21 protein-coding genes, 1 pseudogene and 1 CRISPR repeat array are annotated in these 25,901 nt (G+C 63.7%); of the genes and pseudogenes, 8 read left to right on the top strand and 14 right to left on the bottom strand.

The annotated features are described in order from the left end of the window. Positions 1 to 5: 5 nt before the first annotated feature. Complete coding sequence (locus tag E6C48_RS15090; protein ID WP_136358614.1) at positions 6 to 1,259, bottom strand: sarcosine oxidase subunit beta family protein; 1,254 nt, start codon at positions 1,257 to 1,259, stop codon at positions 6 to 8. A gap of 294 nt (positions 1,260 to 1,553) precedes the next feature. On the opposite strand from E6C48_RS15090, the gene E6C48_RS15095 reads away from it, so the two are divergent. After that, positions 1,554 to 2,813, top strand: coding sequence for a Zn-dependent hydrolase (locus E6C48_RS15095; protein ID WP_136358616.1), 1,260 nt, complete (start codon positions 1,554 to 1,556; stop codon positions 2,811 to 2,813). Positions 2,814 to 2,956: 143 nt separating this feature from the next. Here E6C48_RS15095 and E6C48_RS15105 read toward each other — a convergent pair whose 3' ends face one another. The 6 genes from E6C48_RS15105 to E6C48_RS15130 all read right to left on the bottom strand — a co-directional run bounded on the left by E6C48_RS15105 (position 2,957) and on the right by E6C48_RS15130 (position 7,714). Further along, a complete protein-coding gene (locus E6C48_RS15105) occupies positions 2,957 to 4,171 on the bottom strand; it encodes an aminotransferase class V-fold PLP-dependent enzyme (protein WP_136358618.1) in 1,215 nt (404 codons plus the stop codon). Continuing rightward, positions 4,164 to 4,643: a RidA family protein gene (locus E6C48_RS15110; protein WP_136358620.1), complete on the bottom strand. Its 480-nt coding sequence runs from the start codon at positions 4,641 to 4,643 to the stop codon at positions 4,164 to 4,166. Before E6C48_RS15110 ends, E6C48_RS15105 begins: the two co-directional genes overlap by 8 nt. Before the next feature lie 16 nt (positions 4,644 to 4,659). Continuing rightward, the gene (locus E6C48_RS15115) at positions 4,660 to 5,448 is read right to left on the bottom strand and encodes an amino acid ABC transporter ATP-binding protein (protein WP_136358622.1); all 789 of its coding nucleotides are present in this window, start codon (positions 5,446 to 5,448) and stop codon (positions 4,660 to 4,662) included. Positions 5,449 to 5,452: 4 nt separating this feature from the next. After that, the gene (locus tag E6C48_RS15120) at positions 5,453 to 6,100 is read right to left on the bottom strand and encodes an amino acid ABC transporter permease (RefSeq protein WP_136358624.1); all 648 of its coding nucleotides are present in this window, start codon (positions 6,098 to 6,100) and stop codon (positions 5,453 to 5,455) included. Between the two features lie 2 nt (positions 6,101 to 6,102). Then, positions 6,103 to 6,768, bottom strand: coding sequence for an amino acid ABC transporter permease (locus tag E6C48_RS15125; RefSeq protein ID WP_136358626.1), 666 nt, complete (start codon positions 6,766 to 6,768; stop codon positions 6,103 to 6,105). A 67-nt stretch (positions 6,769 to 6,835) separates the two neighbouring features. After that, positions 6,836 to 7,714 (bottom strand): transporter substrate-binding domain-containing protein, encoded by an 879-nt coding sequence (locus tag E6C48_RS15130; protein WP_136358628.1) that lies wholly within the window; start codon positions 7,712 to 7,714, stop codon positions 6,836 to 6,838. Between the two features lie 187 nt (positions 7,715 to 7,901). Between E6C48_RS15130 and E6C48_RS15135 the strand changes: the two genes are divergently transcribed. The 5 genes from E6C48_RS15135 to E6C48_RS15155 all read left to right on the top strand — a co-directional run bounded on the left by E6C48_RS15135 (position 7,902) and on the right by E6C48_RS15155 (position 12,860). Beyond that, positions 7,902 to 8,663, top strand: coding sequence for an IclR family transcriptional regulator (locus E6C48_RS15135; protein WP_168734540.1), 762 nt, complete (start codon positions 7,902 to 7,904; stop codon positions 8,661 to 8,663). A 347-nt stretch (positions 8,664 to 9,010) separates the two neighbouring features. After that, positions 9,011 to 9,871 (top strand): FAD binding domain-containing protein, encoded by an 861-nt coding sequence (locus E6C48_RS15140; RefSeq protein WP_136358632.1) that lies wholly within the window; start codon positions 9,011 to 9,013, stop codon positions 9,869 to 9,871. Next, positions 9,871 to 10,347, top strand: a complete 477-nt coding sequence (locus tag E6C48_RS15145; RefSeq protein WP_136358634.1) for a (2Fe-2S)-binding protein — start codon at positions 9,871 to 9,873, stop codon at positions 10,345 to 10,347. The genes E6C48_RS15140 and E6C48_RS15145 overlap by 1 nt, the downstream gene beginning before the upstream one ends. A 3-nt stretch (positions 10,348 to 10,350) precedes the next feature. Then, positions 10,351 to 12,615, top strand: coding sequence for a xanthine dehydrogenase family protein molybdopterin-binding subunit (locus E6C48_RS15150; protein ID WP_136358636.1), 2,265 nt, complete (start codon positions 10,351 to 10,353; stop codon positions 12,613 to 12,615). Next, positions 12,615 to 12,860, top strand: coding sequence for a MoaD/ThiS family protein (locus E6C48_RS15155; RefSeq protein ID WP_136358638.1), 246 nt, complete (start codon positions 12,615 to 12,617; stop codon positions 12,858 to 12,860). Before E6C48_RS15150 ends, E6C48_RS15155 begins: the two co-directional genes overlap by 1 nt. A 97-nt stretch (positions 12,861 to 12,957) precedes the next feature. Here E6C48_RS15155 and E6C48_RS15160 read toward each other — a convergent pair whose 3' ends face one another. The 5 genes from E6C48_RS15160 to E6C48_RS15180 form a co-directional block, all read right to left on the bottom strand. Next, positions 12,958 to 13,755: a M55 family metallopeptidase gene (locus E6C48_RS15160; protein ID WP_136358640.1), complete on the bottom strand. Its 798-nt coding sequence runs from the start codon at positions 13,753 to 13,755 to the stop codon at positions 12,958 to 12,960. Between the two features lie 69 nt (positions 13,756 to 13,824). Continuing rightward, entirely contained in the window at positions 13,825 to 15,495 is a 1,671-nt protein-coding gene (locus E6C48_RS15165; RefSeq protein WP_136358642.1) for a serine hydrolase domain-containing protein, read from the bottom strand. A gap of 19 nt (positions 15,496 to 15,514) precedes the next feature. After that, positions 15,515 to 16,387, bottom strand: coding sequence for an ABC transporter permease (locus E6C48_RS15170; protein ID WP_136358644.1), 873 nt, complete (start codon positions 16,385 to 16,387; stop codon positions 15,515 to 15,517). Then, positions 16,384 to 17,391, bottom strand: a complete 1,008-nt coding sequence (locus tag E6C48_RS15175; protein ID WP_230978780.1) for an ABC transporter permease — start codon at positions 17,389 to 17,391, stop codon at positions 16,384 to 16,386. The genes E6C48_RS15170 and E6C48_RS15175 overlap by 4 nt, the downstream gene beginning before the upstream one ends. Before the next feature lie 103 nt (positions 17,392 to 17,494). Further along, positions 17,495 to 19,423 (bottom strand): ABC transporter substrate-binding protein, encoded by a 1,929-nt coding sequence (locus E6C48_RS15180; protein ID WP_136358646.1) that lies wholly within the window; start codon positions 19,421 to 19,423, stop codon positions 17,495 to 17,497. Between the two features lie 113 nt (positions 19,424 to 19,536). Here E6C48_RS15180 and E6C48_RS15185 point away from each other — a divergent pair, with 113 nt between their 5' ends. After that, positions 19,537 to 20,502 (top strand): LysR family transcriptional regulator, encoded by a 966-nt coding sequence (locus E6C48_RS15185; RefSeq protein ID WP_230978781.1) that lies wholly within the window; start codon positions 19,537 to 19,539, stop codon positions 20,500 to 20,502. Positions 20,503 to 20,692: 190 nt separating this feature from the next. Further along, positions 20,693 to 22,575, top strand: a pseudogene (locus E6C48_RS23190) (ABC transporter ATP-binding protein). Between the two features lie 41 nt (positions 22,576 to 22,616). After that, positions 22,617 to 24,958: direct repeats of the CRISPR family, unit length 36 nt; unit sequence GTTGCCGCTGGACCACGATCTCTGAACGGCTACACT. 72 nt (positions 24,959 to 25,030) lie between these two features. Here E6C48_RS23190 and cas2 read toward each other — a convergent pair. Together cas2 and E6C48_RS15205 are read right to left on the bottom strand one after the other, a co-directional pair. After that, positions 25,031 to 25,336 (bottom strand): CRISPR-associated endonuclease Cas2, encoded by a 306-nt coding sequence (cas2, locus tag E6C48_RS15200; protein WP_136358651.1) that lies wholly within the window; start codon positions 25,334 to 25,336, stop codon positions 25,031 to 25,033. A 29-nt stretch (positions 25,337 to 25,365) separates the two neighbouring features. Beyond that, positions 25,366 to 25,901, bottom strand: a 536-nt coding sequence (locus E6C48_RS15205; protein ID WP_206086510.1) for a CRISPR-associated endonuclease Cas1, incomplete at its 5' end; no start/stop codon positions are given.

The following is a 25,901-nucleotide window of genomic DNA, read 5'->3' on the forward strand; positions in this document are numbered from 1 at the left end:
AACCGTCAGTGCGCGATGCCGGAGCCGGCCGCCTCGTCGATCAGGCGACCGGTGGTGAAGCGGTCAAGATCGAAGGGGCGGCTGATGTCGTGATGCTTGCCGGTGGCGAGCAGATGGGCGAGCAGCGTGCCGCCGGCGGGGATCGCCTTGAAGCCGCCGGTGCCCCAGCCGCAGTTGATGAACAGGCCGGGCAGCGGCGTCTCGCCGATGATCGGCGAGGAATCCGGCACCACGTCGACGATGCCGGCCCATTGCCGCATCAGCTTCAGCTGGCCGAGCACCGGGAACATGTCGAGCATGCCGGCGAGCACCCCTTCCAGCACCGGCAGGTTGCCGCGTTGGCCGTAGGAGGGGATGCGGTCGAGCGCGCCGCCGATCACCATCTCGCCCTTGTCCGACTGGCTGACATAGACGCCGGTGTCGGGTGAGATCACAACCGTGTCGAGGATCGGCTTCACCGGCTCCGACACGCAGGCCTGCAAGGCGTAGGAGTTGACCGGCAGCCGGAAGCCGGCCTTACCCGCCAGCACCGAGGAATGGCCGGCAACCGCCATGCCGGTGCGCTCGGCCCGCATCGTCCCTCTCGTCGTCGCCACGCCGCGGCAGCGCCCGCCCTCGATGATGAAGTCGGTGATTTCGCAATTCTGGATGATGTCGACGCCGAGGCGGCTGGCCGCGCGCGCATAACCCCAGGCGACGGCATCGTGGCGGGCGGTGCCGCCGCTTCTCTGGATGGTGCCGCCGAACACCGGGTAGCGGGCGTCCGGCCCCCAATTGTAGATCGGCACCAGCCGCTTCACCTCCTCCAGCGACAACAGCTCGGAATCGATGCCGTTGACCTGGATGGCGTTGAGCGTGCGCGCCGCCGTCTCCAGCCCCGTCTCGCTGTGCGCCAGCGTGAGGACGCCTCGCTGCGACAGCATGATGTTGTAGTTGAGGTCCGCCGACAGGCCCTTGTAGAGCGAATGCGCCAACCCGTAGATCGCCGCACTTTCGGGATAGAAATAGTTCGAGCGCACCACGGTGGTGTTGCGGCCGGTGTTGCCGCCGCCGATCCAGCCCTTCTCCAGCAGCGCGACATTGGTGATGCCGTGGTTCTTCGCCAGATAATAGGCCGCCGCCAGCCCGTGGCCGCCGCCGCCGATGACGATCGCGTCATAGCGCGCCTTCGGCTCAGGCGAACGCCACGCCGGCTCCCAGCCGGTCTGGCCCGCGAGCCCCTCCTTGAACAGCGATAGCGCCGAATAACTGCGTGTCATGCCAGGCCTGCGTCCACGCCCGAGTGATGTTTCGCCGACGAGTGGGGCACAAGCAGCGATCTTTCCAGCCGAAAAGTTGATCGAAACTAGAATTCATAGACACTTATGTCCAGTCATATATCACCAATGAAACCCTCCCGCTTCTGCGGGAGTGATGGGCGATCTCGCAAGCTCGATAAAGTACCGGTGCGCAGATCGCGCCTTGCCGGTTGACACGCGCCGCCAGCCGGTCTCCTGTCGCCCCGGACTGACGGGGCTGGCCGTACCAGCGGCAATTTCGCGGAGTTTTTTGCTGTGACACGGTTTTCTGATCCGCAGCGTATCCAGCGCCTGATCGAGGGGCTGGACCGGTTCACCGCGACGCCCGGCGAGGGAACGACGCGGCTGACCTACAGTCCGGAATTCCGACAGGCCGCCGACTTCCTGCGCGCCGAAATGGAATCCGCAGGCCTCACGGTGCGCGAGGATGAGGTCGGCAATGTCATCGGCCGGCTGGAGGGCAGCAACCCCGATCTCGCTCCGGTCATGATCGGTTCGCATTTCGATTCCGTCCCCAACGGCGGCAAGTTCGATGGACAGGCCGGCGTCGTCGCCGGGATAGAAATCGCGTCCCTGTTCAGGGATCGTGGTCTGATGCCGGAACGGCCGATCGAGTTCATCGGCATGATCGAGGAAGAGGGGACACGCTTCGGCGGCGGAATGGTCGCCTCACGCATCCTCGCAGGCCGGCTGGATATGGGAAGCTTCGATGCGCTGGCCGACGACGACGGCATCACCATGGCAGAGGCAATGGCTAGGTTTGGGCTTGACCCGGCGCAGGCGCATCGTGCGGTGCTGAAGCCGGGTTCCGTCTACGCCTTCCTCGAACTTCACATCGAGCAGGGTCCGGTGCTGGAGGCACAAGGCGACGACGTCGGCATCGTCGACCGCGTCGTCGGAATGGCCCAGTTGAAGGTGACGTTCAGGGGACAGGCGGGGCATGCCGGCACCACGCCGATGAATGCGCGGCGCGATGCCCTGGTCGGTGCGGTGGCAGCGCTGTCCCAGCTACCGGATCTGGCTTGCGCAATCGGACAGGACGCCGTGCTCACCGTGGGCAAGCTGGAGGTCCATCCCGGCGGCGCGAACGTGATCCCGGATCTCGTGACCTTCACCGTCGATATCCGCGCTCCGAAAGATGAGGTGGTTCGGACGCTCGTCGAGCGAAGCCGTTCCGTCATCGAGCAAGCGGGCGGGAACGGCCTGACGGTCAAGGTCGAGGAGCAACTGTTCGTTTCCCCCGTGCTGCTTTCGGTGGAATTGCACAGTACCTTGACACGCCACGCGGGAACCCTGGGCCTGAAAAGCCGGACCATGGTCAGCGGAGCAGGCCACGACGCGATGATCATGGCTCAATTCGCACCCACCGGCCTCGTCTTCGTGCCCAGCCGCAACGGCATCTCCCACGCCCCCGAAGAATGGACGGATTACGAGCAGCTTGCGCGAGGCGTGGACGTGGTCTTCGCAACCGTCTGCGAACTGACCCTGCCGGAAGGACAACGACGGATCGAATAACGCGCGAAAGGGTCGGAGGCAGGTTCCCGGCTGCGCCGGTCCTAGATCGCCGTGCGTCCATTCGGACGCACAAAGGGCGATCTAAATTATTGGTAGAGCATCGGAATCACCGAAAACCGGATTCCACTTTTCGGTCCGATGCTCTAGTCAGGCCAGGAAAGCGCCGTACGGCTGGTTTTGCGGGGTGTCATCAGCGCGTAGTCTGGCTTCGGGTTTGCCGTCAGCACGCGCTTGAGGACATTGGCGACGATCTCCGCCTCTCCCTCGTGCAGATTGCAGGGGTCGAGGAAGAAGTGGCCGCGCTCGACTTCATGGTTGCGCACGATGATCGGCGGCTCCGCCAGCGACAGCGCCTTGGCGAGACCTGCCGCCGAATAGCCCGACTCCGGCGACACGGTGATCTCGATACGGTCCAGCGGGTTGTCGGTCGGGTCGGGAACGATCTCGGCCCTGATCCCCGGCAGGCCGGTCAGCGTGTCCTGCCACAAATGCAGGGCCTCGCTTTCGCGGCGCCGGATGCCGGCATGGTCGCGCTTCTCCCACGCTTCGAGTGCCGCGATCACGCCAGCGATGCTTTCCTTGCCGACCTTCATGCCGCGGCCGATGCCGCGGTTCTGGAGGAAGGCGGCGCGCACGAGGTCCTTGCGGCCGGCGACGATGCCGGTGGTCGGGCCGCCGAGGAACTTGTGGCCGCTGTAGATGACGATGTCGGCGCCGTCGCGCAGAAACCGCTGCAGGTCGTATTCGGAAGCGGCGTCGACGATGACCGGCACGCCAGCGGCGTGGCAGATTTCCGCGAACTCGGGCAGCGAGAGCATGCCATACTGGACGGTGTGGTGCGACACCACGTAGAGGCCGGCGGCCGTGCGCTCGTTGATCGCATCGGCGACATGGTAGTCGTTGACGACGCTGACGGTGCCGGCCTCGACGACCTTGCCGCCGCAAAGCCGGATCGCCTGGTCGATGTTGCCGCCGAAGGAGACCATATGGCCGATCTGCACGATCACCTCGTCCTTGAGGCCCGTGGCGAGATCGGGCAGGCGCTCGATCGCCAGAAGATTCGTGCCGGTCATCGCCCCGGCAAGTGCGAGGGAGATGCCGCTGGCGCAGGAGGCGGTGATGAAGCCTGCCTCGCCGCCCGTCAGCCGGGCGACGACCTTGCTGGCGGCACGATGAAGATCGTCCATCTCGACGAACTGCGGGGCGATCTCTGCCATCGCCGCGATCGCCTCCGGCACGATGATGGAAGCGCCCAGCGCCGTCATCGTTCCCGACACGTTGATGATCGGCCGCAGCCCGAGACGCTCCCGGATCGTCTCGTTACTGCCGGTTGCGGCGCTGGCGTTGCGGTTATCCATGATTGTCTCCTTCGGCGAAAATCTCGACGATCGCCTCGACTTCTACGGTAATATTGTTGGGCAGAGAGGCGACGCCGATCGACGAGCGCGCATGCACGCCGGCCTCGCCGAAAACCTCGACAAGGACATCGGAACAGCCGTTGATGACCGCCGGGTGCTCGGCGAAGTCGCCGGTGGCGTTGACGAAGCCGAGCAGCTTGACGAACCGCTTGACCCGCGCCAGATCGCCGAGGTGGGCTCTCAGCACCGAAAGGATGTTGAGGCCGGTCAGCCGTGCATGCTCGTAGGCCGCCTCGACGGTAACGTCGCGGCCCACCTTGCCTTTTTGAAGAACGCCGTTGCGGTCGAGCGGCCCCTGCCCGGACACGTAAAGGACGTTGCCGACCTGCAGGACGTTGCGGAACGTCCCGATCGGCGTGGGAACCGGCGGCAGTTGAAGGCCGCGCGCGGCAATCTGGTCGTTGGCAGGCATGGGCTGACCGTTCGTCTTAATGCAAATGACTGGTTCTGAAACGCGACAGGAAGGCATCCAGCCGCTGGTTGGAGCCGGCTTGCGCCATCAGTTCCTTCGGCGGCCCTTCGGCGGCCACCTTGCCGTCGTCCATGAAGACGATGCGGTGGCTGGCGTCGCGCGCGAAGGCGATCTCGTGCGTCACCATCAGCATGGTCATGCCTTCCTCGGCGAGCTGGCGCACGACGTCGAGGACCTCGTTGACCAGTTCCGGGTCGAGCGCCGAGGTGATCTCGTCGAGCAGCAGGATCTTCGGCTCCATGGCGACGGCGCGGGCGATGCCGACCCGCTGTTGCTGGCCGCCGGACAGTTCCGACGGCAGGTTGTCGATGCGGTGGTCGAGACCGACGCGCTTGAGCCAATGTTCGGCGATCTCGCGCGCTTCCTGCTTCGGCTTGCGGCGCACCTTGGTGAGGCCGAGCATGACATTCTCAGCCGCCGTCAAATGCGGAAAAAGATTGAAGCTCTGGAACACCATGCCGGTTTCGGCGCGCATGCGGGCAAGGTCGGTCTCGCCGCGCCGCTGGCGGTTGCCGCCGTCGCGGTAGCCGACTTCCTGCCCGTCGATCCGGATCGAGCCTTCCTCGTAGGTTTCGAGAAAATTGACGCAGCGCAGCAAGGTGGTCTTGCCGCTGCCGGACGGGCCGATGATCGCGACCGCCTCGCCCTTGTTGACGGCCATGTCGATGCCCTTGAGGATGTTTGCCTGGCCGAAGGACTTGCGCAGATCGTCGATCTTGAGAAGCGGCTGCTGGTTTGCGTTCATGGTCTCAGTCCCGGATATAAGCATAGCGCCGTTCCACGAACCGGCTGGTGAGCGAGAGCGAATAGTTGATGGCGAAGTAGATGAACGCGCCGAGCAGGTAGAGCGGCATGGCCTCATAGGTGCGGCCGATCACCTCGTTGATCGACTGCATCAGGTCGACGATGCCGAGCAGCGAGATCAGCGCGCTGCCCTTGACCGCGTCGGTCACGCCGTTGATCCACGGCGGCAGGAAGCGGCGCACGGCCTGCGGAAAGATGACGTAGCGCAGGCGCTGCACGAAGGTCAGGCCGATGGCCTTGCCGGCCTCCATCTGCCCCTTGGGGATCGAGGAAATGGCGCCCCGCACATATTCGATCACCTGCGCGCCCTTGAACAGGGTCAGCGCCACCACCCCGGCCCAGAACGCGTTGATGGCGATGCCCAGCGGCGGGAAGCCGTAGTAGACGACGAAGATCAGCACCAGGATCGGAATGCCGCGGATGCAGTCGCTGAACAGCCTGACCAGCCATTGCACAGTGCGAGGCCCGTAGACCAGCCCGACCCCGAGCACGAGGCCGCCGGCGAGCGAGAAAACAACCACCAGCGCCGACACCCAAAGGGTGATGAGAAATCCTTGCAGCAGGAACGGCAGGGCATAGAGGATCGTGGCCATGCTCAGCGCTCCACCTTGAAGCGGCGCTCGACCTGCCTGAGACCGAACAGGATGCCGTAGCCCGTCACCAGGTACATGATCGTCGTGACGATATAGACCTCGACGATGCGGAACGTGTTGAAGTTGATCCACTGCGCGCCGTAGGTCAGCTCGGGCACGGCGATGACGGAGGCGACGGACGTGTCCTTGAACAGCGAGATGAACGTGTTGGACAGCGCCGGCAGGGTGATCCTGGTCATCGTCGGCAGGCGCACGTAGAGCAGCCGCTGCCAGGGCGTCAGGCCGATCGCCTTGCCGGCGTCCAGTTGCCCGCGCGGCACGGCTTCCAGGCCGGAGCGGAAGACCTCCACCAGATAGGCGCCCGAATAGAGCGACAGCGTACCGATGAAGGAAGCTGTGGGGCTGTAGGCGAAATCGACGACCGTCGGGATGCCGTAGAAGACGATGTAGACCAGAAGGATCAGCGGCACGTTGCGGATGAACTCGACATAGGCCGAGATCGCCGCGCGCACCACCTTGCCGGCGGAAACGTACCAGACGGCGAGGAGAAGCCCGATGGCGGCGCCGATCAGGATCGACACCACCGCCAGTTCCAGGCTGAGGACGAGCCCTTGCCAGAGCTTGTCGAAATGCCGCCAGATCAGATTGAAATTAAGGTGGTAGCCCATCGGGCCTCGCTGCTTCCTCGTGCGGCGGACGCCTCCCGGCCGCCATCGCGGCCGGGAGGCGAGGCGATCAGATGGTCGGGAAGCCCGGCTTGCGCACCGGCGGCTCCATGCCGAAATAATCCTTGAAAGCCTTGTCGTAGAGTTCGTTCTGGTGGCCGAACATGGCGATATTGAAGGCCGTGTTGACGAATTGCAGCCAGTCGAGATCGCCCTGCCGCACGCCACCGCCGTAAAGCATGCTGTTCCACTGCATGCCGGCGTCGAAATAGCGGTCCGGATTCTTCGAGACCAGCCAGCGCACGTTGGAAAGATCGACCGCCGAAGCGTCGGCGCGGTTGGATTCGAGCGCCTGGAAGACGTTGGCCTGGGTATCGATCTGCATCACCTGTGCTTCGGGAAGCACCTTGTGGACCGTCGTCTCGGCGTCGACGTTCTGCAGGATGGCGATGCGCGCGCCGCTGCCCTTGGCCTTGAGTTGGTCGTAAGTCTTGGCCGCGGAGTCCGGCTTGGTCATCAGCGCCACGCCCTCGACATAGTAGGGGCGGGTGAAATTGATGAGCTGCGCGCGGGCACCCGAGATCGTCATGAACTGGAGCGTGATGTCCACCTTGTTCGTGACGATGTTGGGGATGCGCTGCTGCGCGTCCTGCTTGACGAACTCGACCTTGGACGGATCGTCGAACAGCGCCTGGGCGATGATGCGGCCCATGGTGATGTCCATGCCGACGAGTTCGCCGGCGTCGTTCTCGAAGTGCCACGGCGCGTTGGTGCTGCCGGTGCCGACGATCAAATGGCCGCGGTCGAGCACGGTGCGCAGCAGGCTGTCGCTGGCGGCCTGCGCGGCCGCTTGTTTGGGATCGAGCAGGACCGAGGCCGAAAGCGCGCCGAGCGCCGCACCTCCGAGTCCGAGCTTCAGAAAATCGCGGCGTTCAGTTCCTTCGGTCATCGATGTCTCCTCATGGGTTGGCACGTTCACGATCTGGCGGCCTTGAATAGTCTTATATATTGGACTACTTTCTTATATTAGAGACGGTAACCTATTCCATACGGCTTGGCAATCGAGATCGGCGAAAATGGATCAGCCCCAAATGGACCGACCTTTGACGGACAAGACCCCTCCGGCGAAGACCCGCATGGCGCGGGGACCGCGCGAACGCGGCGTCGACAGGGTTCTGAAGCTGTTTTCCTTCCTTCAGTCGAACGGAGGGCCTGCCCGGCTGGCGGAATTGCCGCACGCTCTCGGCGCGCCCAAATCGACGATCTATGATCTGGTGAACATCCTGTCCGAGGCGGGACTGCTGGAGGTGCGCGGCAAGGAGAGCAACGTCTATTTCGGCAAGTTGATCTATCTTTACGGGGCAAGCTATCTGCGCGCCAACGACATCGTCGCGCGCGGACGCGAAATGGTCGACGCGCTGGCAAAGGAGACGGGCGAGACGAGCGAGCTTTGCACGCGCTTGCACGGCAAACAGGTGATCGTCCACGCTCGCCCCGGCTCGCGGCCGCTGCGCATCAGCTCCGAAATCGGCTCGCGCATCCCCTTGCCATGGACGGCGTCCGGTAGGCTGATGCTGTCGCAAACGCCGTTGGCGGAAATCTCGGCGATCCTCGAACCTGAGGACCGGACGATGCCCGACGGCAAACCCGTCGACATCGCCGCATTCGCCGCGGAATGTCATGCCCACACGCAGTTGCCGCTGGCCAGGACCGTGGGCATGATCAGCCGTTTCACGCAATGCCTTGCCGCGCCCATCACCAACCAGGCCGGGCAGGTGGAAGCGACGATCTGCTTTGTCCTGCCCATCGATATCCCGGAAGAAAAGATGCGCATGCTGGAAGCGAAGCTGCTGGAGGCTTCGGAAGCAATCTCTCTGGGCGGGGACGCGCTGCGCTGACACTGGAGCGCGGCCAGTGCGGCCACAAAGGCACCCGAAAGCAGTTTTGTCCTGTCGTCGTTGATTTCCTTATCTCCACGTCCGGCCATCGGCTGTTAACCGCGCCCCGACTTCGTCGCATGCACGACTTGGGGATGCCGACGACCGTCGATCTCGAACGATTGCGCGGATCGTTGACGCCGGCGGCCATTGCCGCTTTTCTCAGATAGTGGGTAGCGACGACGGCGGCGCGACCCTGGCACTACGACTGTGCCGGATTCCAGTCTCTGGAACAGCAATATTTGGATGGCCAATCGAACAAAGCGCCCTATAAACAACGATAAAATCGCGATCACCCAGGGGAGACGATGCGCTACATACGTCCGCTTTCAATAGAAGATGCCGTCGGCACGCTGGCCAGTTCGGCCAGAACAGCCGCAATCCTGGCCGGAGGCAGCGACCTCCTGGTGAGAATGAAGGGCGGCTTCGTCGAGCCCGACCTCATCGTCGACATCAAGGCCGTCCCGGGACTCGGTGATGTACAGGAAACAGCCGAAGGCTTCAGGATCGGAGCCGCGGTTCCCAGTGCCGTGCTCGGCGAAAACACCGCCCTGAAGAAGGCCTGGCCCGGCGTGGTCGAGGCGGCCAGGCTGATCGGCTCCAAGCAGGTGCAGGGACGCTGTACCATCGTCGGCAACCTCTGCAACGCCTCGCCGGCGGCCGACAGCGTGCCGGCGATGGTGGCGGCCGGCGCCAAAGCAGTGATCGTCGGGCCGTCGGGCCGGCGCACCATCCCTGTCGAGACCGTGCCTGCCGGACCCGGCAGGACCACGCTCGCCAAAGGCGAGATCATCGAGGCGATCCTGCTCGACAAGCGCCCGCCGCACGCGGGCGACGCCTATCTGCGCTTCATCCCGCGCACCGAAATGGACATTGCGGTGGTCAGCGCCGGCGTGAACCTGACGCTCGACGAAAAGGGCGCCGTCAAGACGGCCCGCGTGGCGCTGGGCGCCGCGGCGCCGACGGTGCTTCTGGTGGAAGAGGCTGCCGAAGTCCTCGTCGGCTCGAAGCTCGACGAAGCAACGCTGGAGCGGCTTGCAAAGGTCTGCTCGGGCGCCTGCCGCCCCATCGACGACAAGCGCGGCACCATCGAATTCAGAAGAAAAGTCGCGGGCGTGCTGGCCAGGCGGGCCGCCGTGACCGCCTATCAGCGTGCAGGAGGCAAATGATGGCCGGTGTAGCTGTTTCAACCACGATCAACGGCGATTCCGTCGAATATCTGTGCCAGCCCGACGAGACGCTGCTGGAAGTGCTGCGCGACCGTCTGGGCCTGACCGGCGCCAAGGAAGGCTGCGGCACCGGCGACTGCGGCGCCTGCTCAGTCATCCTCGATGGCCGCCTGGTGTGCTCGTGCCTCGTGCTCGGCGCCGAAGCCGAAGGGCGGCAGGTCGAGACCGTCGAGGGCATGGCGCATGGCGAGCAATTGCACCCGTTGCAGCAGAAGTTCCTCGAGCACGCGGCCCTTCAGTGCGGCATCTGCACGCCGGGCTTCCTGATCGCGGCGAAGGACCTGCTGGCCAAGAACCCCTCGCCGACCGAGGAGGAAATCCGCTTCGGCCTCGCCGGGAACCTGTGCCGCTGCACCGGTTACGACAAGATCGTTCGCGCCGTCCAGGACGCGGCCAACATGATGCGGGGAGCCTGACCGATGAATTTCGATCCACGTTATTCGACGCGCAATTTTACCGCCGTTGGCACCCGCCCCATCCGCCCGGACGGCATCGACAAGGTGACGGGCCGCGCCCGCTACGGCGCCGACTTCAACATGGCCGGCCAGTTGGTCGGGCGCATCCTGCGCAGCCCGCACGCGCACGCCAAAATCAAGAAGATCGACACCTCGAAAGCTGAAAAGCTGCCGGGCGTGAAGGCGGTCATCACAGCCGCCGACCTGCCCGATCACACCAATGGCGACGCCGCCATGTACGACATCCTCGACAACTGCATGGCACGCAAGAAGGCACTCTATGACGGCCACGCGGTGGCCGCCGTCGCCGCCATCGACGCCCGCACGGCAAGGCAGGCGCTGAAGCTCATCGAGGTCGACTACGAAGTGCTGGCGCATGTGACCGATGTCGACGAGGCGATGAAGCACGGGGCACCCCTCATCAACGACGCCGTCTTCACCGAAGGTCTCGAGGAAAAGCCGGTCAAGCCGTCCAACGTCACCAAGCGCAGCCAGTTCGGCCATGGCGATGTCCACGCGGGCTTCGGCCACGCCGATTTCGTCGTCGAGCGCTCCTTCAGGACCGAGCAGACGCATCAGGGCTATATCGAGCCGCACGCTTGCGTGGCGAGCGCCAATGCCGACGGCACGGCGGACCTGTGGGTCTGCACGCAGGGCCATTTCGTCTACCGCCAGCACTGCGCCCAACTGCTCGGCATGGACGCCTCGAAACTGCGCGTCACCTCTTCCGAGATCGGCGGCGGCTTCGGCGGCAAGACCCACGTCTGGGCCGAGCCGGTGGCACTCGCCTTGTCGCGCAAGGCCGGCCGGCCGGTGAAGCTGGTGATGACGCGCGACGAGGTGTTCCGCGCCTCCGGCCCGACAAGCGCCACCTCGATCGACGTCAGGATCGGCGCCCGCAAGGACGGCACCATCACCGCCGCCGAAGCGACGCTGCGCTATTCCTGCGGCCCCTATGCCGGCTCATGGGCCGAAGTCGGCGCCATGACCTCCTTCGCCTGCTACAGGCTCGAGAACGTCAAGACCGTCGGCTACGAGGTGCTGGTCAACCGGCCGAAGACCGCGGCCTACCGCGCGCCCTCGGCGCCGATGGCGGCCTTCGCGGTGGAAAGCGCGATCGACGAACTGGCCAAGATGGTCGGCATGGACCCGGTCGATTTCCGCATCAAAAACGCCGCCCAGGAAGGCACGCGGTCTTCCTACGGCCCGGTCTACGGCCCGATCGGCATCGGCCCGACGCTGGAAGCGGTGAAGAACCATCCGCACATGAAGGCGCCGCTCGGCAAGAACCAGGGACGCGGCATGGCCTGCGGCTTCTGGTTCAACTTCGGCGGCCAGACCTGCACCGACCTCAACATCGGAATGGACGGTTCGGTCTCGCTTGCCGTCGGCACCATCGACGTGGGCGGCTCGCGCGCCTCGCTGTCACTGATCGCGGCGGAGGAACTCGGCATTGCCTACGAGCATGTGAAGGCGGTGGTCGCCGACACATCGAGCCTCGGCTACAACGACATGACCGACGGCAGCCGCGGCACCTTCTCTACTTCGATGGCGACCATTTCGGCCGCCCGCAACGCCATCAGGACGCTGCGCGAGCGCGCCGCCCAGATGTGGGACATTTCCGTCGATGACGTCGCCTGGGAACATGGCCACGCGGTCGCCAGGGGCGAGAAGCACGGCAATCTCGGCAAACTGTCGCTGAAGGAGATCGCCGCCGCGTCCGGCACGACGGGCGGGCCGATCGCCGGTCACAGCGAGCTTGTCGCCGACGGCGCCGGCGTCTCCTTCGCCACCCACATCTGCGACATCGAGGTCGATCCCGAGACCGGCGCCACGCGGGTGCTGCGCTATACGGTGGTGCAGGATGCCGGCAAGGCGGTGCATCCGACCTATGTCGAGGGCCAGTACCAGGGCGGTGCGGCGCAAGGCATCGGCTGGGCGCTCAACGAGGAGTATATTTACGGCAAGGACGGGCGGCTGCAGAATGCGGGCTTCCTCGACTACCGCATCCCGGTCTGCTCCGACCTGCCGATGATTGACACGCAGATCCTCGAGATTCCCAACCCCAACCATCCCTACGGGGTGCGCGGCGTCGGCGAAACCTCGATCGTGCCGCCGCTGGCGGCGATCGCCAACGCGCTGTCGAACGCGGCGGGCGTGCGCATGACGCACATCCCGATGTCGCCGCCGCGCGTTCTGGCCGCGCTCGAGGCCGCACGGGAAGGCTGATGGTCGAGGTCACGCTCTGGGGGTCGCTCGGAAGGGCCGCCGGAGGCACCAACAAGCTCGACATCGAGGCCAAGGACATAAGGGAGCTGTTCAGGAAACTGGCTGAGCAGCATCCCGGCCTTCAGCCCTGGATAGACCGTGGTATCGCCGTCTCCATCGACGGGACGATCTACCGCGACACCTGGTCGAAGCAATTGCCGCAAGACGCGGAAATCTTCCTGCTGCCCCGTCTCGCCGGAGGATAAACGGCGTGCTGCAATTGCTTGTCGACGGCTTCGTCGATGTGCAGGAGGCTGATGGGGCAAAAGCAAACGGAAAGCATGCCTTCCGTATGGCCGCCGTTCAAACGACGAAGCGTATCGCGCGCTGGATGTCGAAGAAGTCGTTCGCCCGGAAGCGAAGCGTGCGCGGTGCGGGATGCTCGATGCCCGGATACCAGCTTCCCTTGAAGGCTTCGATCGGGGTGGTGAACTCGACGACGAGTTCGAAGCTGTCGGCCAGCTTCGGCAGGCATGTCGACAGATCGCGCGACAGCGCGGCCTCGACCGTCTCGCGAATGGCTTTCATCGACCCTTGCGGCGACAGCGAGGAGGTGGCCGGGCCGAAGCCCTGGCTGGTGGCGACGGTGGCAATGTCGGCAACCAGCGCCTTCGCCTCGCCGCACATGCCGGCGTCGCCCGACAGGAATACCGACGGTACGCCGTAGCGAGCCGCGCAATGCGCGTTGAGCGTGTATTCGGACGCGATCTCACCATTGAGGAACATTCTCGACACAGTGCCGGTCAGCGTGTGCGCCAGCGGATTGGTGTCGGTGCCGGCCTTGTTGTGGTAGCCGGTGTAGAGGGCGGCGTCGAAACTCTCGTCGATGCCAAACATCATCGCATCGGGATGCCCGCTCCAGCCGCGGACGATACGCACGTAGTCGGGAAGCTTCGAAAGGATGAGATTGCGCGCCGTCGAATGGGCATCCTTGACGACGATCTCGGTGGCACCGGCGGCCCTGGCACCCTCGCAGGCGGCCACCAGTTCGTCGGTCATGTATTCGCGGAACTCGGCGTATTCCGGATGCCCCTTGCGCGCCTCGTCCCAGTTGGTGATGCCTGCCGTACCTTCGATGTCGGCGCTGATGAAGACCTTCATGTCCCTGCCTTTCGATCCGGGTGAAATCCGTGCGGCTTCGGCGGCCGTCACCGCCGCGGTCGTTGCCGGTCAGGCCGCCACTTCGGCGCGCCGGCGCTCCAGGAACATCGGCCCGACCCGGATGCCGCGGCGACCTTTCTCGTCGACCGCATCGAGTTCGAGGATCTCCTCCTCGTAGAGCAGGCCGTGCATACGGAAACGGCCTGCATCGACCGGCTCGCACGTATGCGTGCAGAAATATTCGATCAGGCATTTCAACTCGCCGTGGCTGTAGCTCAGATAGGTGATATTGAAATCCGGACCGTATTCTCCCAGGTGCGGCGCGATCTCGGACGGGACCTTCTCCACCGGCAGGGTCTCGACGCGCAACCACTTCGCCCCCTTCCACGTCAGCGTGTCGCCTTCGGAGAAGGAGACGTTCATATGCGCATAGTCGGCCCCGCGGCCGTAGATGCGCCCGTCGATGACGAAGTCGTTGCCGGAGACGGGGCGGATCTGCAACGGCACGCCTTCCCCCATCAGATAGAGCTTCCCGTCCTTCCTCTTGACCTCGACGACTTCGCCGCTCGCCTCGTGCCGGTAGTGTCCCGGCAGGCTCGCGAACTGCTCTTCGCTTATGGCCGGCGCCTTCTGGTTGCGCTGCGGCATCCGGCCCATGCCCTGCTCGGCAAGCGCGACGCGCAGTCCGTCGCCCGCCAGCCGCGAGGCGATCTGGTTGGCGAAATCGAGCGTCGCGAAGACGAGGACGCCGAAGCCGGCCCGCGGCAACAGGAGCATCTGCGAGGCGTAGCCATAGACCGCGCCGCCGTGGCCGACCGATGTCCACCCGTCCATGTCGCCGACGCCGAAGCACAGCCCGTAGCCATTCAACGCCTTGTCGTGGCCGGCCGGGCGCTTGCCGACCGGAGTCCACATTTCGCGTAGCGAGGCGGGGCTGACGACGGCATGGCCGTCCGGCGCGAAACCGCCCCGCAGCAGGCACTGCGCATAGCGGGCCATGTCGGCGGTGGTGGAGAAGATGTTGCCTGCAGGCGAGCCGCCGAGGTTGAACACCGGCGCCGGGCTGTCGCCTTCCAACGTCCACATGTCGGCCGGCGCCAGCCTTTCGCGAATGCCCGGCGCCATGCCTGGGGATGTGTCCTTCATGCCGAGCGGCTTCAGGATGGTCTCGGTGATGTAGTCGGAGTAGCTCTTTCGCGTCACCCGCTCGATCACCATTCCGACCACCGCGATCCCGGCGTTGGAATAGTGCATGATGCCGGCGCTGGGATCCTGCTTCAGGGTGGAGGTGGCCAGTTCGGCGACCGTGTCGGCGAGCGGCGGCTTGTGCGAGTCGAGGTAGTGCCCGCTCTTGGGTTCGCGCACGATGCCGGCGGTGTGGCTCATCAGCTTGCGCAGGCTGATCTGGGAGCCGAACGGCCCGCTTTCGCGCCCGGCGAACGGATTGGTCGGCTGGAAGCCGGGCAGGTAGGTGGAAACGTCGACGTCGAGGTCGATCAGCCCCTTTTCGACCAGTTGCATGATGGCGGCGGACGTGAAGGTCTTGGTGATCGAGCCGATGCGGAAGCAGGTGTCGGCCTTCATCTCGAAGTGCCGGTCATGGCGCTGGATATGCCCGTCGCGCAGCAGCCCGTCGCGGTCGACGAGCGCGTAGGAGATGGAGGGGATCGCCTTGTCCTCGACCTCATGGCGGATGAGGTCCTCGAAAAGCTCGATGGCGTTGTTGGAAAGCGAAGACACGACGGATACTCCCTGAGTTTCAGCTTGTATGGCGGGGATCGAGGATGTCGCGCAAAGCGTCGCCGACAAGGTTCCACGCCAGGACGAACAGGAAAATCGCGGCGCCGGGGAAAGCGAGCGTATACCAGTATTGGAACGGGTTGCCGGGCTGACCGACGATCCAGTTGCGCGCATAGGCGATGAACTGCCCCCAGTCGGCGTAGCCTTCCTCGGTGCCGACGCCGAGGAAACTGAGAGCCGAAGCGGTGAGCACCATCGAGCCCGTGGCCATGGTGGCGAGAACGAGCACCGGGAAGAAGGCATTGGGCAGGATGTGAAGCACGATCAGCCTGAGGTCACCGGCGCCGTAGCTCCGCGCCGCGTTCACGTAGTCCATCTCGCGGATGCGCAGGATTTCGCTGCGCACCACGCGCGCATAGCCCATCCAGCCGAAGGTCGTCAGCGCGATGGTGATCGGGCCGAGCCCCTTGCCGAGCAGCGCGGTGAGCACCATGGCGGCGATGAGGAACGGCACGGCCATGAACACGTCGACGATGCGCATCAGCACTTCGTCCACGACGCCCCCGTAGTAGGCTGCGAGCGACCCTATGATCGTCCCGATCAGCACCGAGATGGCGACGACGCCGAGGCCGATCTTGAAGGCCGTGCGGGTGCCCCAGACGACGGCATAGTAGATGTCGTATTGCCCTTCGGTGGTTCCGAACGGGGATTCGGGCGAAGGCGGCTGCGGCGTCGCCAGGAAGCCGGCGCGCGGCGTGTCATAGACCGACAGCTGGAATTCCTGCGGCGGTGCCAGCACCGGCGCGAACACGGCGACGAGGACGAACGCCAGGAGCAAGAGAAAGCCCAGCAGCGACATCGGATTGCGCCTGAGGTAGCGAAGCACCTTCATCGCGTCTTCACCCTCGGATCGAGCAGCGGATAGATGAGGTCGACGATGAGGTTCATCACCACCAGCACGACAGCGAAGTACAGGCCGAAGCCGAGCACGGCCGGAAAGTCCAGATTGGCTGCGGTCTTGGCGGCGAACTGGCCGAGGCCGGTATAGTCGAAGATGGTCTCGGTGATGACCACACCGCCCATCATGGTGGCCAGTTCCATGCCGGCGATCGTGACGACCGGCAAAAGCGCGTTGCGACGGGCGTGATGCAATTCCACGACACGCCGCGGCATGCCCTTGGCGCGCGCCGTGCGGACATAGTCTTGGCGCAGCGTCTCAAGCATTGAGGTACGCATGATGCGCGTCATGTTGGCGATATTGACATAGGTGAGCGTGATGACCGGCGCCGCCAGGTGCCGCAGCGAATCGAAGAAGATCGCCAGATTGCCGTTGAGCAGGGCATCCACCGTGTTCGCCCCCGTGTAGCGGGTGAAGTCGGGCGACCGGACGACGGCCTGCGCCCACTGGCTGAGCCGGCCGGGCGGGAACCAGTCGAGTGCCGAATAGAAGACCAGCAGCATCAGCAGGCCGAAGACGTAGACCGGGAAGGACCAGCCCAGGATGGTGAAGATGCGGATGATGTGATCGGGCCAGCGATTGAGATGGATGCCGGCGCGCGAGCCGAGAAAGACGGCGAGCAGGAAGCTCGGAATGAAGGCGAGCAGGACCAGTTCCATCGTCGCCGGCAAAAGCGAGGCCAGCGCATGGGCGACCGGCTGGCGCGCGGTTTCGGACCAGCCCAGATTGCCGGTCAGGATATTGCCGATCCAGCGCCCGTACTGGACGTAGAACGGATCGTTCAGCCCATACTGTTCGATCATCCTGCGGATGCTGTCCTGCCCGCCCTTGAGGAAGTCGGGCGACGGCGCATAGGCGGCGAGCCGCTGCGTCGGCGACAGCGACATCTGCAGCGCGAACAGCATCAGCGAAAGGGCGAAGAGGACGACGGGAAGCATCAGCAGCCGTCGCAGAGCGTAATTCAGCACATCCGGACCCGCGGCGCGAGGGATTGGTCGGACTGCCGGGCGGCATTGCCGCCCGGCGCTTCGTCGACGTCGGTCAATCGGCCTTCTTGGTGATGGGATAGAAGTCCCAGGCACCGTAAAGGATCATGTTGTGCACGTAGCCGTCGATGTTGCTGCGCGTGACGATGTAGGAGAAGTCCTCCCAGAGGAACTGGGTCGTGGCGTATTCGTAGGACATTTCCTGCAGATTGGCATAGATCGGCTCGCGCACGGCCGGATCGCTCGAAGCCCACGCCTCGTCCAGCAGCGGCTTGAACTTCTCCGTCATCAGGTCGCGGTAACCCTGGCCCAGCATGCCGCCGACAAGGCCCGTCGGGGACAGGTAGTAGGTCGCGGCGCCCAGCGGCCCGCCCGGATCGGAATAGTCCGGACCCCAGCCCATATAGGTCAGCGGCGAGGCGGGCTTTTCACGATTGTTCAGCTTGTCCGAAACCGATGCCCACGGCAGCGACTGGATCTTCATCTTGAACTTCGGGTTGATCCGCTGCAGGCCCTGCTGCAGCGCCGACAGCGCTGCCGTGCCAAGCGGGGTGCCTTCCTGCACATAGGCCGTGAAGGTGAAGCCGACGTCCCACAACTTGCCGCCGAACGCCTTCTTGAAGTGCTCGGCCGCCTTCTCCGGATCATAGGTGTAGATCGGCGAATCCGGCCGGTAGCCCATGATGCCGCGCACCGTCGGGCCGCGCGCCTGCACGGTCTTGCCGAGCACCACGTCCTTGAGGAGAACATCGTAGTTCTGGGCGTAATTGAAGCCCTTGCGGACGTCGATATCGGAGAAGAAGTCCGGCGGGATGCCGTTGCCGTCGAGCTTGCCGCTGCCGATGGCGGAATTGTCGGCCTCGTCCAGCGGCCAGGCGAAATAGAGGCCGCGGCTGAAGACCTTGGGCAGGCCGTCGATGACCTTCACGCCTTCCGTCTTGCTGAGTTCGTCGAGGAACTCGACCGGCGTCGTCACGAAGTCGGCATCGCCCGAAAGCAGTTGCAGGCGTCGCGTCGTCCATTCCGGCACGGTGCGGATGACCACCCGCTCGAGCGAGGCGGGACCCATGAAATAGTTGTCGAACCGCTTCAGCGTGATGCGGCGGTCGGTGCGGTCCCATTGCTCGAGCATGAAGGGGCCGGTGCCGTTTTCCTCGGCGAACAGCGGATCGGCCCCGACTTCGGGACGATAGTACTTCTTCCAGGTATCGCCGTCGCCGTCCCAGCCGCCGACCGAGGCCACCCATTCCTTGTCGACGATCGAGGCGCCGAACGGCAGGGCGAGAACCCCGAGCGTGGCGGGGAAGGACTTCGGCAGCTTCAAGGTGACGGTGTCGCCCTCGACCGTGATCTGCGAGGCGAGTTCGTCATAGACCTTGCGCAGCGCCTCGGGGCTGGCCTCGTTGATGTCCTTCACGTTGCCGACGCTCTCGGCCCACTTGGCGATATCGGTGTACTTGCTGGCCGACACCACCTCGGTGATGGCGTTGGACATCCACGACTGCCCCATCAGGATGGCGCGCAGCAGCGAATAGCGCACGTCCTCGGGTGTGATCTCGCCGTAGCCCGGCTCGATCTTGGCCTTCTGCTCCTCGCTCAGCCCGTCGTAGTACTCCCAGGTAATCTTGCCGTCGTCGCCCTTGACGCCGACCTTGTGTGCGTGGACGCCCTTGCGGATCGGGAAGGTGTAGCTGATCGAGCCGTCCTCCCCCTGCTTGATCAGCCCGTTTTCAAGGCTCGGCACCTCGGTCGAAAGAGACGGCACGAATTCGGATATCTGCGAGCCGTTGTAGTTGAGCAGCCGGCTATAGACGTTCAACACCCCGTAGGAACTCGGGGTGTTGGCAATGTAGGCGGGATCGAAGGATTGAACGTCGTCAGTCCAGAGAAAGACGAAGGTACCGGGATTCTTGGTCTCGGCGGCGGCAGGCGAAATCGCCGTGCCGACTCCCAGACACAAAGCCAATGCCAAAGCACGTTTCATGGAAATATTCCCCTACGATGGACACAGCAGTCTTCTTGTCGTTGCCTTCGAAGCTAGGAGGACGCTTGCATTGCTGTCCAATGCGTAGATAGGATCGGTTATGCGCGTTACGCATGAGGAAGCGGATGGAACTGGCGTGGTTCGAAGATTTTCTGGAGATCGTCGCGACCCGCAACTTCTCTACCGCCGCGGCATCCCGCAACATTTCGCAGCCGGCCTTCAGCCGGCGCATCAAGGCGCTGGAGGCCTGGGTCGGGGCCGAACTCATCGACCGCAGCACCTATCCGGTTCATCTGACCAATGCCGGCAACATGTTCGTCCCGCGCTGCCAGGAGATGGTGCGCGACATCTATCGCCTGCGCACCGACTGCCGAAACGCCGCCGGCGCCAGTTCGCAGCTGCTGACCTTCGCCGCCCTGCATACGCTGGCCATCTATTTCTTCCCCAACTGGATCAGCAATCCCGACATGCCCAGCGCGCCCATCAACAGCAGCATGCACACGGCCGATTTCCTCGAATGCGTGGAACACCTCTCTTCGGGCAAATGCGATTTCATCATCACCTACAACCACCCCGACGGGCCCCGGGTGCTGGGTGCTGGCCCCTTCGAATCACAGCAGATCGGCAAGGATCGTCTTGTTCTTGTCTCCGGCGTGGATTCGACGGGAGCGCCGCTCTACGACCTCGATGCGCCGGAGGGCACCAGCATACCGTACCTCGCCTATTCCTGGAGCGACGGTTATCTCGGCAAGCTGGTCTCGCTCATCCAGTCGCGCTGGCGGCGGCCCCTCAACCTCAGCCTCGTCTATCAGTCGTCCCTCGCGGAGGGGCTGAAACAGATGGCCATCGCTGGCCGCGGCGTGGTCTGGCTGCCACAGATTTGCGTCCAGAAATCCATCGCCCAGGGCGAACTGGTGCAGATCGGCGGGCAGCAGATGACCCTGGAGATCGAGATCAGGATCTTCCGGCGCATCGGCGCGCGCAGCCGCGACGGCGAAATCCTGTGGAAGCATCTGGCGCGGGTCGCCGAACAGGTCGGCGCCCGCAGCACCGTCGATCCGTCCCTCACCCTGCGCTGAGCGCCAATCGGGCTTGATCGCCTATGCGAAATCCGAGACGGCGATGCATAGTTTGCATAACCACCGACGACTGCCCGCGCAGAGGCGGATTTCGGCGGATTTGCATGGGCGCCTTCGGCATCCGCCGCTATTGACAAGCCGCAAGGTCATTGCGTTCGATGGCGGCAGACGCGATCCGTTGCGCCGGGAGTTGCTATTGTCCGTCCAATCTGTCGCCACCGCGAGCCTTCCCGACGGCGTAATCCTTTCGGTTGAAAACCTTGAAGTCTGTTTTGCCGCCGGCGCGGCGAATCCGATGCGTGCGGTTCGTGGCGTGTCGTTCCAGATCGGTCGCGGCGAGACGCTGGCGCTGGTCGGCGAATCCGGCTCCGGCAAATCCGTCACCGCCATGACGGTGATGCGCCTGACCGAGTATGACGGCGCCAAGATCACCGGCGGGCGCATCCTGATGCGGCTGAAGGACGGCGGCATCACCGACCTGACGCAGCTTTCGGAAAAGCGCGTCGAGGCGTTGCGCGGCTTTGAGTTCTCCATCGTCTTTCAGGACCCGATGTCGAGCCTCAATCCCGTCTTCACCATAGGCGACCAGATTTCGGAGGTCGTCATGCGGCATCAGGGCAAATCCGCCCGCGAGGCGCGCGCCATAGCGCTCAACGTGCTCAAGCTGGTGCGCGTGCCGGATGCCGCGCGCCGGCTCGACCAGTATGCGCACCAGCTTTCCGGCGGCATGCGCCAGCGCGTCATGATAGCGATGGCGCTGGCCTGTCGGCCCTCGCTGATGATCCTCGACGAGCCGACCACTGCCCTCGACGTCACCATCCAGGCGCAGATCCTGGATCTGGTGCGCGCGCTGCAGCGCGAGATCGGCATGTCGGTGCTTTTCATCACCCACGACATGGGTGTCGTCGCCGAGATCGCCGATCGCGTCTGCGTCATGCTGAAGGGCGAGATCGTCGAATCGGGTCCGGTGAACCAGATCTTCGCCGCGCCCCGGCACCGCTACACGCGTGCCCTCATCTCGGCCGTGCCGCGGCTCGGCAGCATGGCCGACAAGGACGCGCCCGAGAAATTCCCGCTCGTCATCTACGATGCGGAAACCGCCGAGCCGGAGGCCGCCCTATGACCGCCGGATCAAGCGCGGCCGGAAAAAAGCCTCTGATCGAGGTCCGCGACCTCGTCACCCGCTTCGATCTCAAGGGCGGGACGTTCGGCGGCATTTCAGGGCGTGTACACGCCGTCGAGCACGTTTCTTTCGACATCTTCCCCGGCGAGACCCTGGCGCTGGTCGGCGAATCCGGCTGCGGCAAATCGACGGTGGCGCGCAGCATCATGCAGCTCGACAAACCGCTGTCCGGCTCCATCCGCTACGACGGCAAGGAGATCATTGGCGCGGGGCGCACCGCCCTCGCCGCCTTTCGCCGCGAGGTGCAGATGGTGTTCCAGGACCCGTTCTCCTCGCTCAACCCGCGCATGACGATCGCGCAGGCGCTGACCGATCCGATGCGCGTTCACCGCATCGCGTCGCGCGGCGACCTGCGGCAGCGGGCGGCGGAGCTGCTGGCCAAGGTCAACCTGCCGGCCGAGCATCTCGAACGCTACCCGCATGCCTTCTCCGGCGGCCAGCGCCAGCGCATCTGCATTGCCCGTGCGCTCGCGCTCGACCCGCGTCTCGTCATCGCCGACGAGGCGGTCGCTTCGCTCGACGTGACCATCCAGGCGCAGGTCATCAACCTCTTGATGGACCTGCAGCGAGACATCGGCATCGCCATCCTTTTCATCAGCCACGACATGGCCGTCGTCGAGCGCATCGCGCACCGCGTCGCCGTCATGCATCTCGGAGAGATCGTTGAGATCGGCGACCGCCGCTCCGTCTTCGGCAATCCGCAGCATCCCTATACGCGCAAGTTGCTTTCGACGGTTCCGGTCGCCGACCCGACGAAGCGGCCGATCGGCCGTGAGCCGATGTCGGACGAGATTCCCAGCGCCGTGCGCGGGGTGGATTTCGTGCCGGTCCATCTGCCGATGAACGCGGTCTCGCCGACGCATTTCGTGCGGCAGACCGCGCCGTCCTGACGTCGCTGCGGGCGGCGACTGCTCAGCCGCGCCAGCGGCAGGTTGCCGCTGGACCACGATCTCTGAACGGCTACACTCCCGGCCTAAGTCTGGAGAGCGCTCATCTCGTTGCCGCTGGACCACGATCTCTGAACGGCTACACTCCGGCGAGATCGCTACGTGGGACGTGCATGGTTGCCGCTGGACCACGATCTCTGAACGGCTACACTCTGCCTGCGTGACGCGCACTGCAACATCCTGTTGCCGCTGGACCACGATCTCTGAACGGCTACACTGACCGGGACGGAACCGCGTTCCCGCTGCTGGTTGCCGCTGGACCACGATCTCTGAACGGCTACACTGCTTTTGAACTTCGATCGCCTGCAAAGTCGGTTGCCGCTGGACCACGATCTCTGAACGGCTACACTGCTTTCGCTCGAGTTCACGTCACCCGGAACGTTGCCGCTGGACCACGATCTCTGAACGGCTACACTGCCAGCCGTGCGGTTGCGACCGAAGACCTCGTTGCCGCTGGACCACGATCTCTGAACGGCTACACTCGTACATAAAGCAGCGTAAAGAGCATGGCGGTTGCCGCTGGACCACGATCTCTGAACGGCTACACTAATGATTATGAATTCAATGAGAACAGCGTCGTTGCCGCTGGACCACGATCTCTGAACGGCTACACTCGTCGCTTCCGACGTGAATAGTGCCAGGCAGTTGCCGCTGGACCACGATCTCTGAACGGCTACACTCACCAAGGCCACCGACACGCGCTTTTGGAAGTTGCCGCTGGACCACGATCTCTGAACGGCTACACTCGTCGAGGCCAAGCGCCGAAACGACGCAGCGTTGCCGCTGGACCACGATCTCTGAACGGCTACACTCATGGGCGGCGACGAAACCCGCATGAATGGGTTGCCGCTGGACCACGATCTCTGAACGGCTACACTTAAGTGAGTTTTCGAGAGCGGTTATGAACAGTTGCCGCTGGACCACGATCTCTGAACGGCTACACTCTTCTCGATCATCGCGAGACTTCATCGGGAGTTGCCGCTGGACCACGATCTCTGAACGGCTACACTGATAGCGGCCGGCTTCACACGCGAAAGCGAGTTGCCGCTGGACCACGATCTCTGAACGGCTACACTCACACGACGACGCCGATATCGCCATCCTGGTTGCCGCTGGACCACGATCTCTGAACGGCTACACTGTTCATGAGTTTGCCCTATACAGCGCCGCGGTTGCCGCTGGACCACGATCTCTGAACGGCTACACTGGCCCGGAAAGAGGCTGATCTGCCGAACTAGTTGCCGCTGGACCACGATCTCTGAACGGCTACACTTCGGGCTGAATTGGCAGCACTGCGCCCGGGGTTGCCGCTGGACCACGATCTCTGAACGGCTACACTAATCTCGTAAACGGCGCGGTGACCAGCCCGTTGCCGCTGGACCACGATCTCTGAACGGCTACACTGAATACGATGACTACGACTGGGTGTTCCAGTTGCCGCTGGACCACGATCTCTGAACGGCTACACTGTCGGCCAGCAGTTCGCACATGAGTGGAATGTTGCCGCTGGACCACGATCTCTGAACGGCTACACTGGTCCCACTTCTTTGGCCTGAAAGAGGCGAGTTGCCGCTGGACCACGATCTCTGAACGGCTACACTAAGGACGTTCGCGTCCGATCTGCTGGAGGCGTTGCCGCTGGACCACGATCTCTGAACGGCTACACTTGACTAGATCATCTGCTCTTTTGCGATCTGGTTGCCGCTGGACCACGATCTCTGAACGGCTACACTATTTCCAAGAAAGTCCCCGAACTCGGTCGAGTTGCCGCTGGACCACGATCTCTGAACGGCTACACTATTGGTATTAGGAACGCGAACAAGCCGTGTGTTGCCGCTGGACCACGATCTCTGAACGGCTACACTCTTGAAAGATTTCTCCTTCGGTGCCGTTGGGTTGCCGCTGGACCACGATCTCTGAACGGCTACACTGTCGATCCGGTGTTGCTGGCGTACGACGAGTTGCCGCTGGACCACGATCTCTGAACGGCTACACTGTGGCATGGCAGCGAGTGCGTAGGGGCGGCGTTGCCGCTGGACCACGATCTCTGAACGGCTACACTGCAATCAGGACAACACACGGTGGGTTTGCAGTTGCCGCTGGACCACGATCTCTGAACGGCTACACTCTTGATGTTGAACGGCACGCGGCGCAGGCCGTTGCCGCTGGACCACGATCTCTGAACGGCTACACTAAACGAGTACATGAGCCGTAACGCAGATGAGTTGCCGCTGGACCACGATCTCTGAACGGCTACACTAGGGTAGATAAACGTCTTAAACAGCAGCGAGTTGCCGCTGGACCACGATCTCTGAACGGCTACACTACCTGAGCAGGTATCTTGTTGAAAACCAATGAGATACCTGCTTCAGCAGGTAGTGGAAAAGCGCTGCCAGCTTCAAAAAAGAGCAAGTTGGTCGGGGTTTTTTCTCGGCTTCCTGCGTCGCTGGCCCGAGAATCGGACGATGTTTTCATATTGCTTGTCCGTAAACGTAAGGACATGAACATCTCCACGGTCCGGCAGATGGTCCTCGATCCGCCGCATGTAAGTCTCGAACTGTTCCTTGCCGTTGCAGAACCGAGCATAGACTGAAAACTGACTCTTTTCGAAGCCCTGGTCGAGCAGGAACTGGCGAAATTTGGTGGCAGCCTTGCTTTGCGCCTTCGTCATTACCGGTAGGTCGAACATGACGAAAATCCACATCAGTCGATATCCACTGAGTTGAGTGGCGCTCACGTGACTACGGCTCCCAGCCCGGCGAGTTCGATCGCCGAGGGAGGGCGCGGCGGCGCAAGGTTGGACGCCTTGCCCGTCTCGAAGCTACGCGCCAGCGATTGACTTAGATACGTTGCCGCCATCGTGACGGTGGTGGTTCCGTCTTCCCCTGGCAGGTCGAGCGCGATCAGGCTCGCATAGGCGCGTTTTGCGTCGGAGGACACTTCTGAACATCCCTTGGCGGCAAGCTTCACGGTTACCAGGTCGACCAATGGCCGAAACGGCTCGATGAGATCGTCTGCCAGTGCGAACGCGTTGCCGCGATTGGCGTGGTGGATGCCGATGGACGGATGCAGCCCTGCCGCGACCACCGAGCGCGCAACGAGCGAACGCAGCACGGTGTAGCCGTAGTTGAGCAAGGCGTTGATGTTGATTTCCGCTGAGAGCTGACCCGGGATTTTCGCCGAGAAGTGACCCGCCTTCATGTATGGTTTGGGTCTTAGGTTTTGGTCAAGGGGCGGCTTTCTCCTTCTTGCTCGTTGCGGCCTGTGCT

This window comes from Ollibium composti (genome assembly GCF_004801285.1).
GTDB lineage: Bacteria > Pseudomonadota > Alphaproteobacteria > Rhizobiales > Rhizobiaceae > Mesorhizobium > Mesorhizobium composti.

Coding starts and splice junctions, on each gene's coding strand:
- E6C48_RS15090 (WP_136358614.1), bottom strand. CDS start 1,259: ATGACACGCAGTTATTCGGCGCTATCGCTGTTCAAGGAGGGGCTCGCG.
- E6C48_RS15105 (WP_136358618.1), bottom strand. CDS start 4,171: ATGGATAACCGCAACGCCAGCGCCGCAACCGGCAGTAACGAGACGATC.
- E6C48_RS15110 (WP_136358620.1), bottom strand. CDS start 4,643: ATGCCTGCCAACGACCAGATTGCCGCGCGCGGCCTTCAACTGCCGCCG.
- E6C48_RS15115 (WP_136358622.1), bottom strand. CDS start 5,448: ATGAACGCAAACCAGCAGCCGCTTCTCAAGATCGACGATCTGCGCAAG.
- E6C48_RS15120 (WP_136358624.1), bottom strand. CDS start 6,100: ATGGCCACGATCCTCTATGCCCTGCCGTTCCTGCTGCAAGGATTTCTC.
- E6C48_RS15125 (WP_136358626.1), bottom strand. CDS start 6,768: ATGGGCTACCACCTTAATTTCAATCTGATCTGGCGGCATTTCGACAAG.
- E6C48_RS15130 (WP_136358628.1), bottom strand. CDS start 7,714: ATGACCGAAGGAACTGAACGCCGCGATTTTCTGAAGCTCGGACTCGGA.
- E6C48_RS15135 (WP_168734540.1), top strand. CDS start 7,902: ATGGCGCGGGGACCGCGCGAACGCGGCGTCGACAGGGTTCTGAAGCTG.
- E6C48_RS15140 (WP_136358632.1), top strand. CDS start 9,011: ATGCGCTACATACGTCCGCTTTCAATAGAAGATGCCGTCGGCACGCTG.
- E6C48_RS15145 (WP_136358634.1), top strand. CDS start 9,871: ATGGCCGGTGTAGCTGTTTCAACCACGATCAACGGCGATTCCGTCGAA.
- E6C48_RS15150 (WP_136358636.1), top strand. CDS start 10,351: ATGAATTTCGATCCACGTTATTCGACGCGCAATTTTACCGCCGTTGGC.
- E6C48_RS15155 (WP_136358638.1), top strand. CDS start 12,615: ATGGTCGAGGTCACGCTCTGGGGGTCGCTCGGAAGGGCCGCCGGAGGC.
- E6C48_RS15160 (WP_136358640.1), bottom strand. CDS start 13,755: ATGAAGGTCTTCATCAGCGCCGACATCGAAGGTACGGCAGGCATCACC.
- E6C48_RS15170 (WP_136358644.1), bottom strand. CDS start 16,387: ATGAAGGTGCTTCGCTACCTCAGGCGCAATCCGATGTCGCTGCTGGGC.
- E6C48_RS15175 (WP_230978780.1), bottom strand. CDS start 17,391: ATGCTTCCCGTCGTCCTCTTCGCCCTTTCGCTGATGCTGTTCGCGCTG.
- E6C48_RS15180 (WP_136358646.1), bottom strand. CDS start 19,423: ATGAAACGTGCTTTGGCATTGGCTTTGTGTCTGGGAGTCGGCACGGCG.
- E6C48_RS15185 (WP_230978781.1), top strand. CDS start 19,537: ATGAGGAAGCGGATGGAACTGGCGTGGTTCGAAGATTTTCTGGAGATC.
- cas2 (WP_136358651.1), bottom strand. CDS start 25,336: ATGTGGATTTTCGTCATGTTCGACCTACCGGTAATGACGAAGGCGCAA.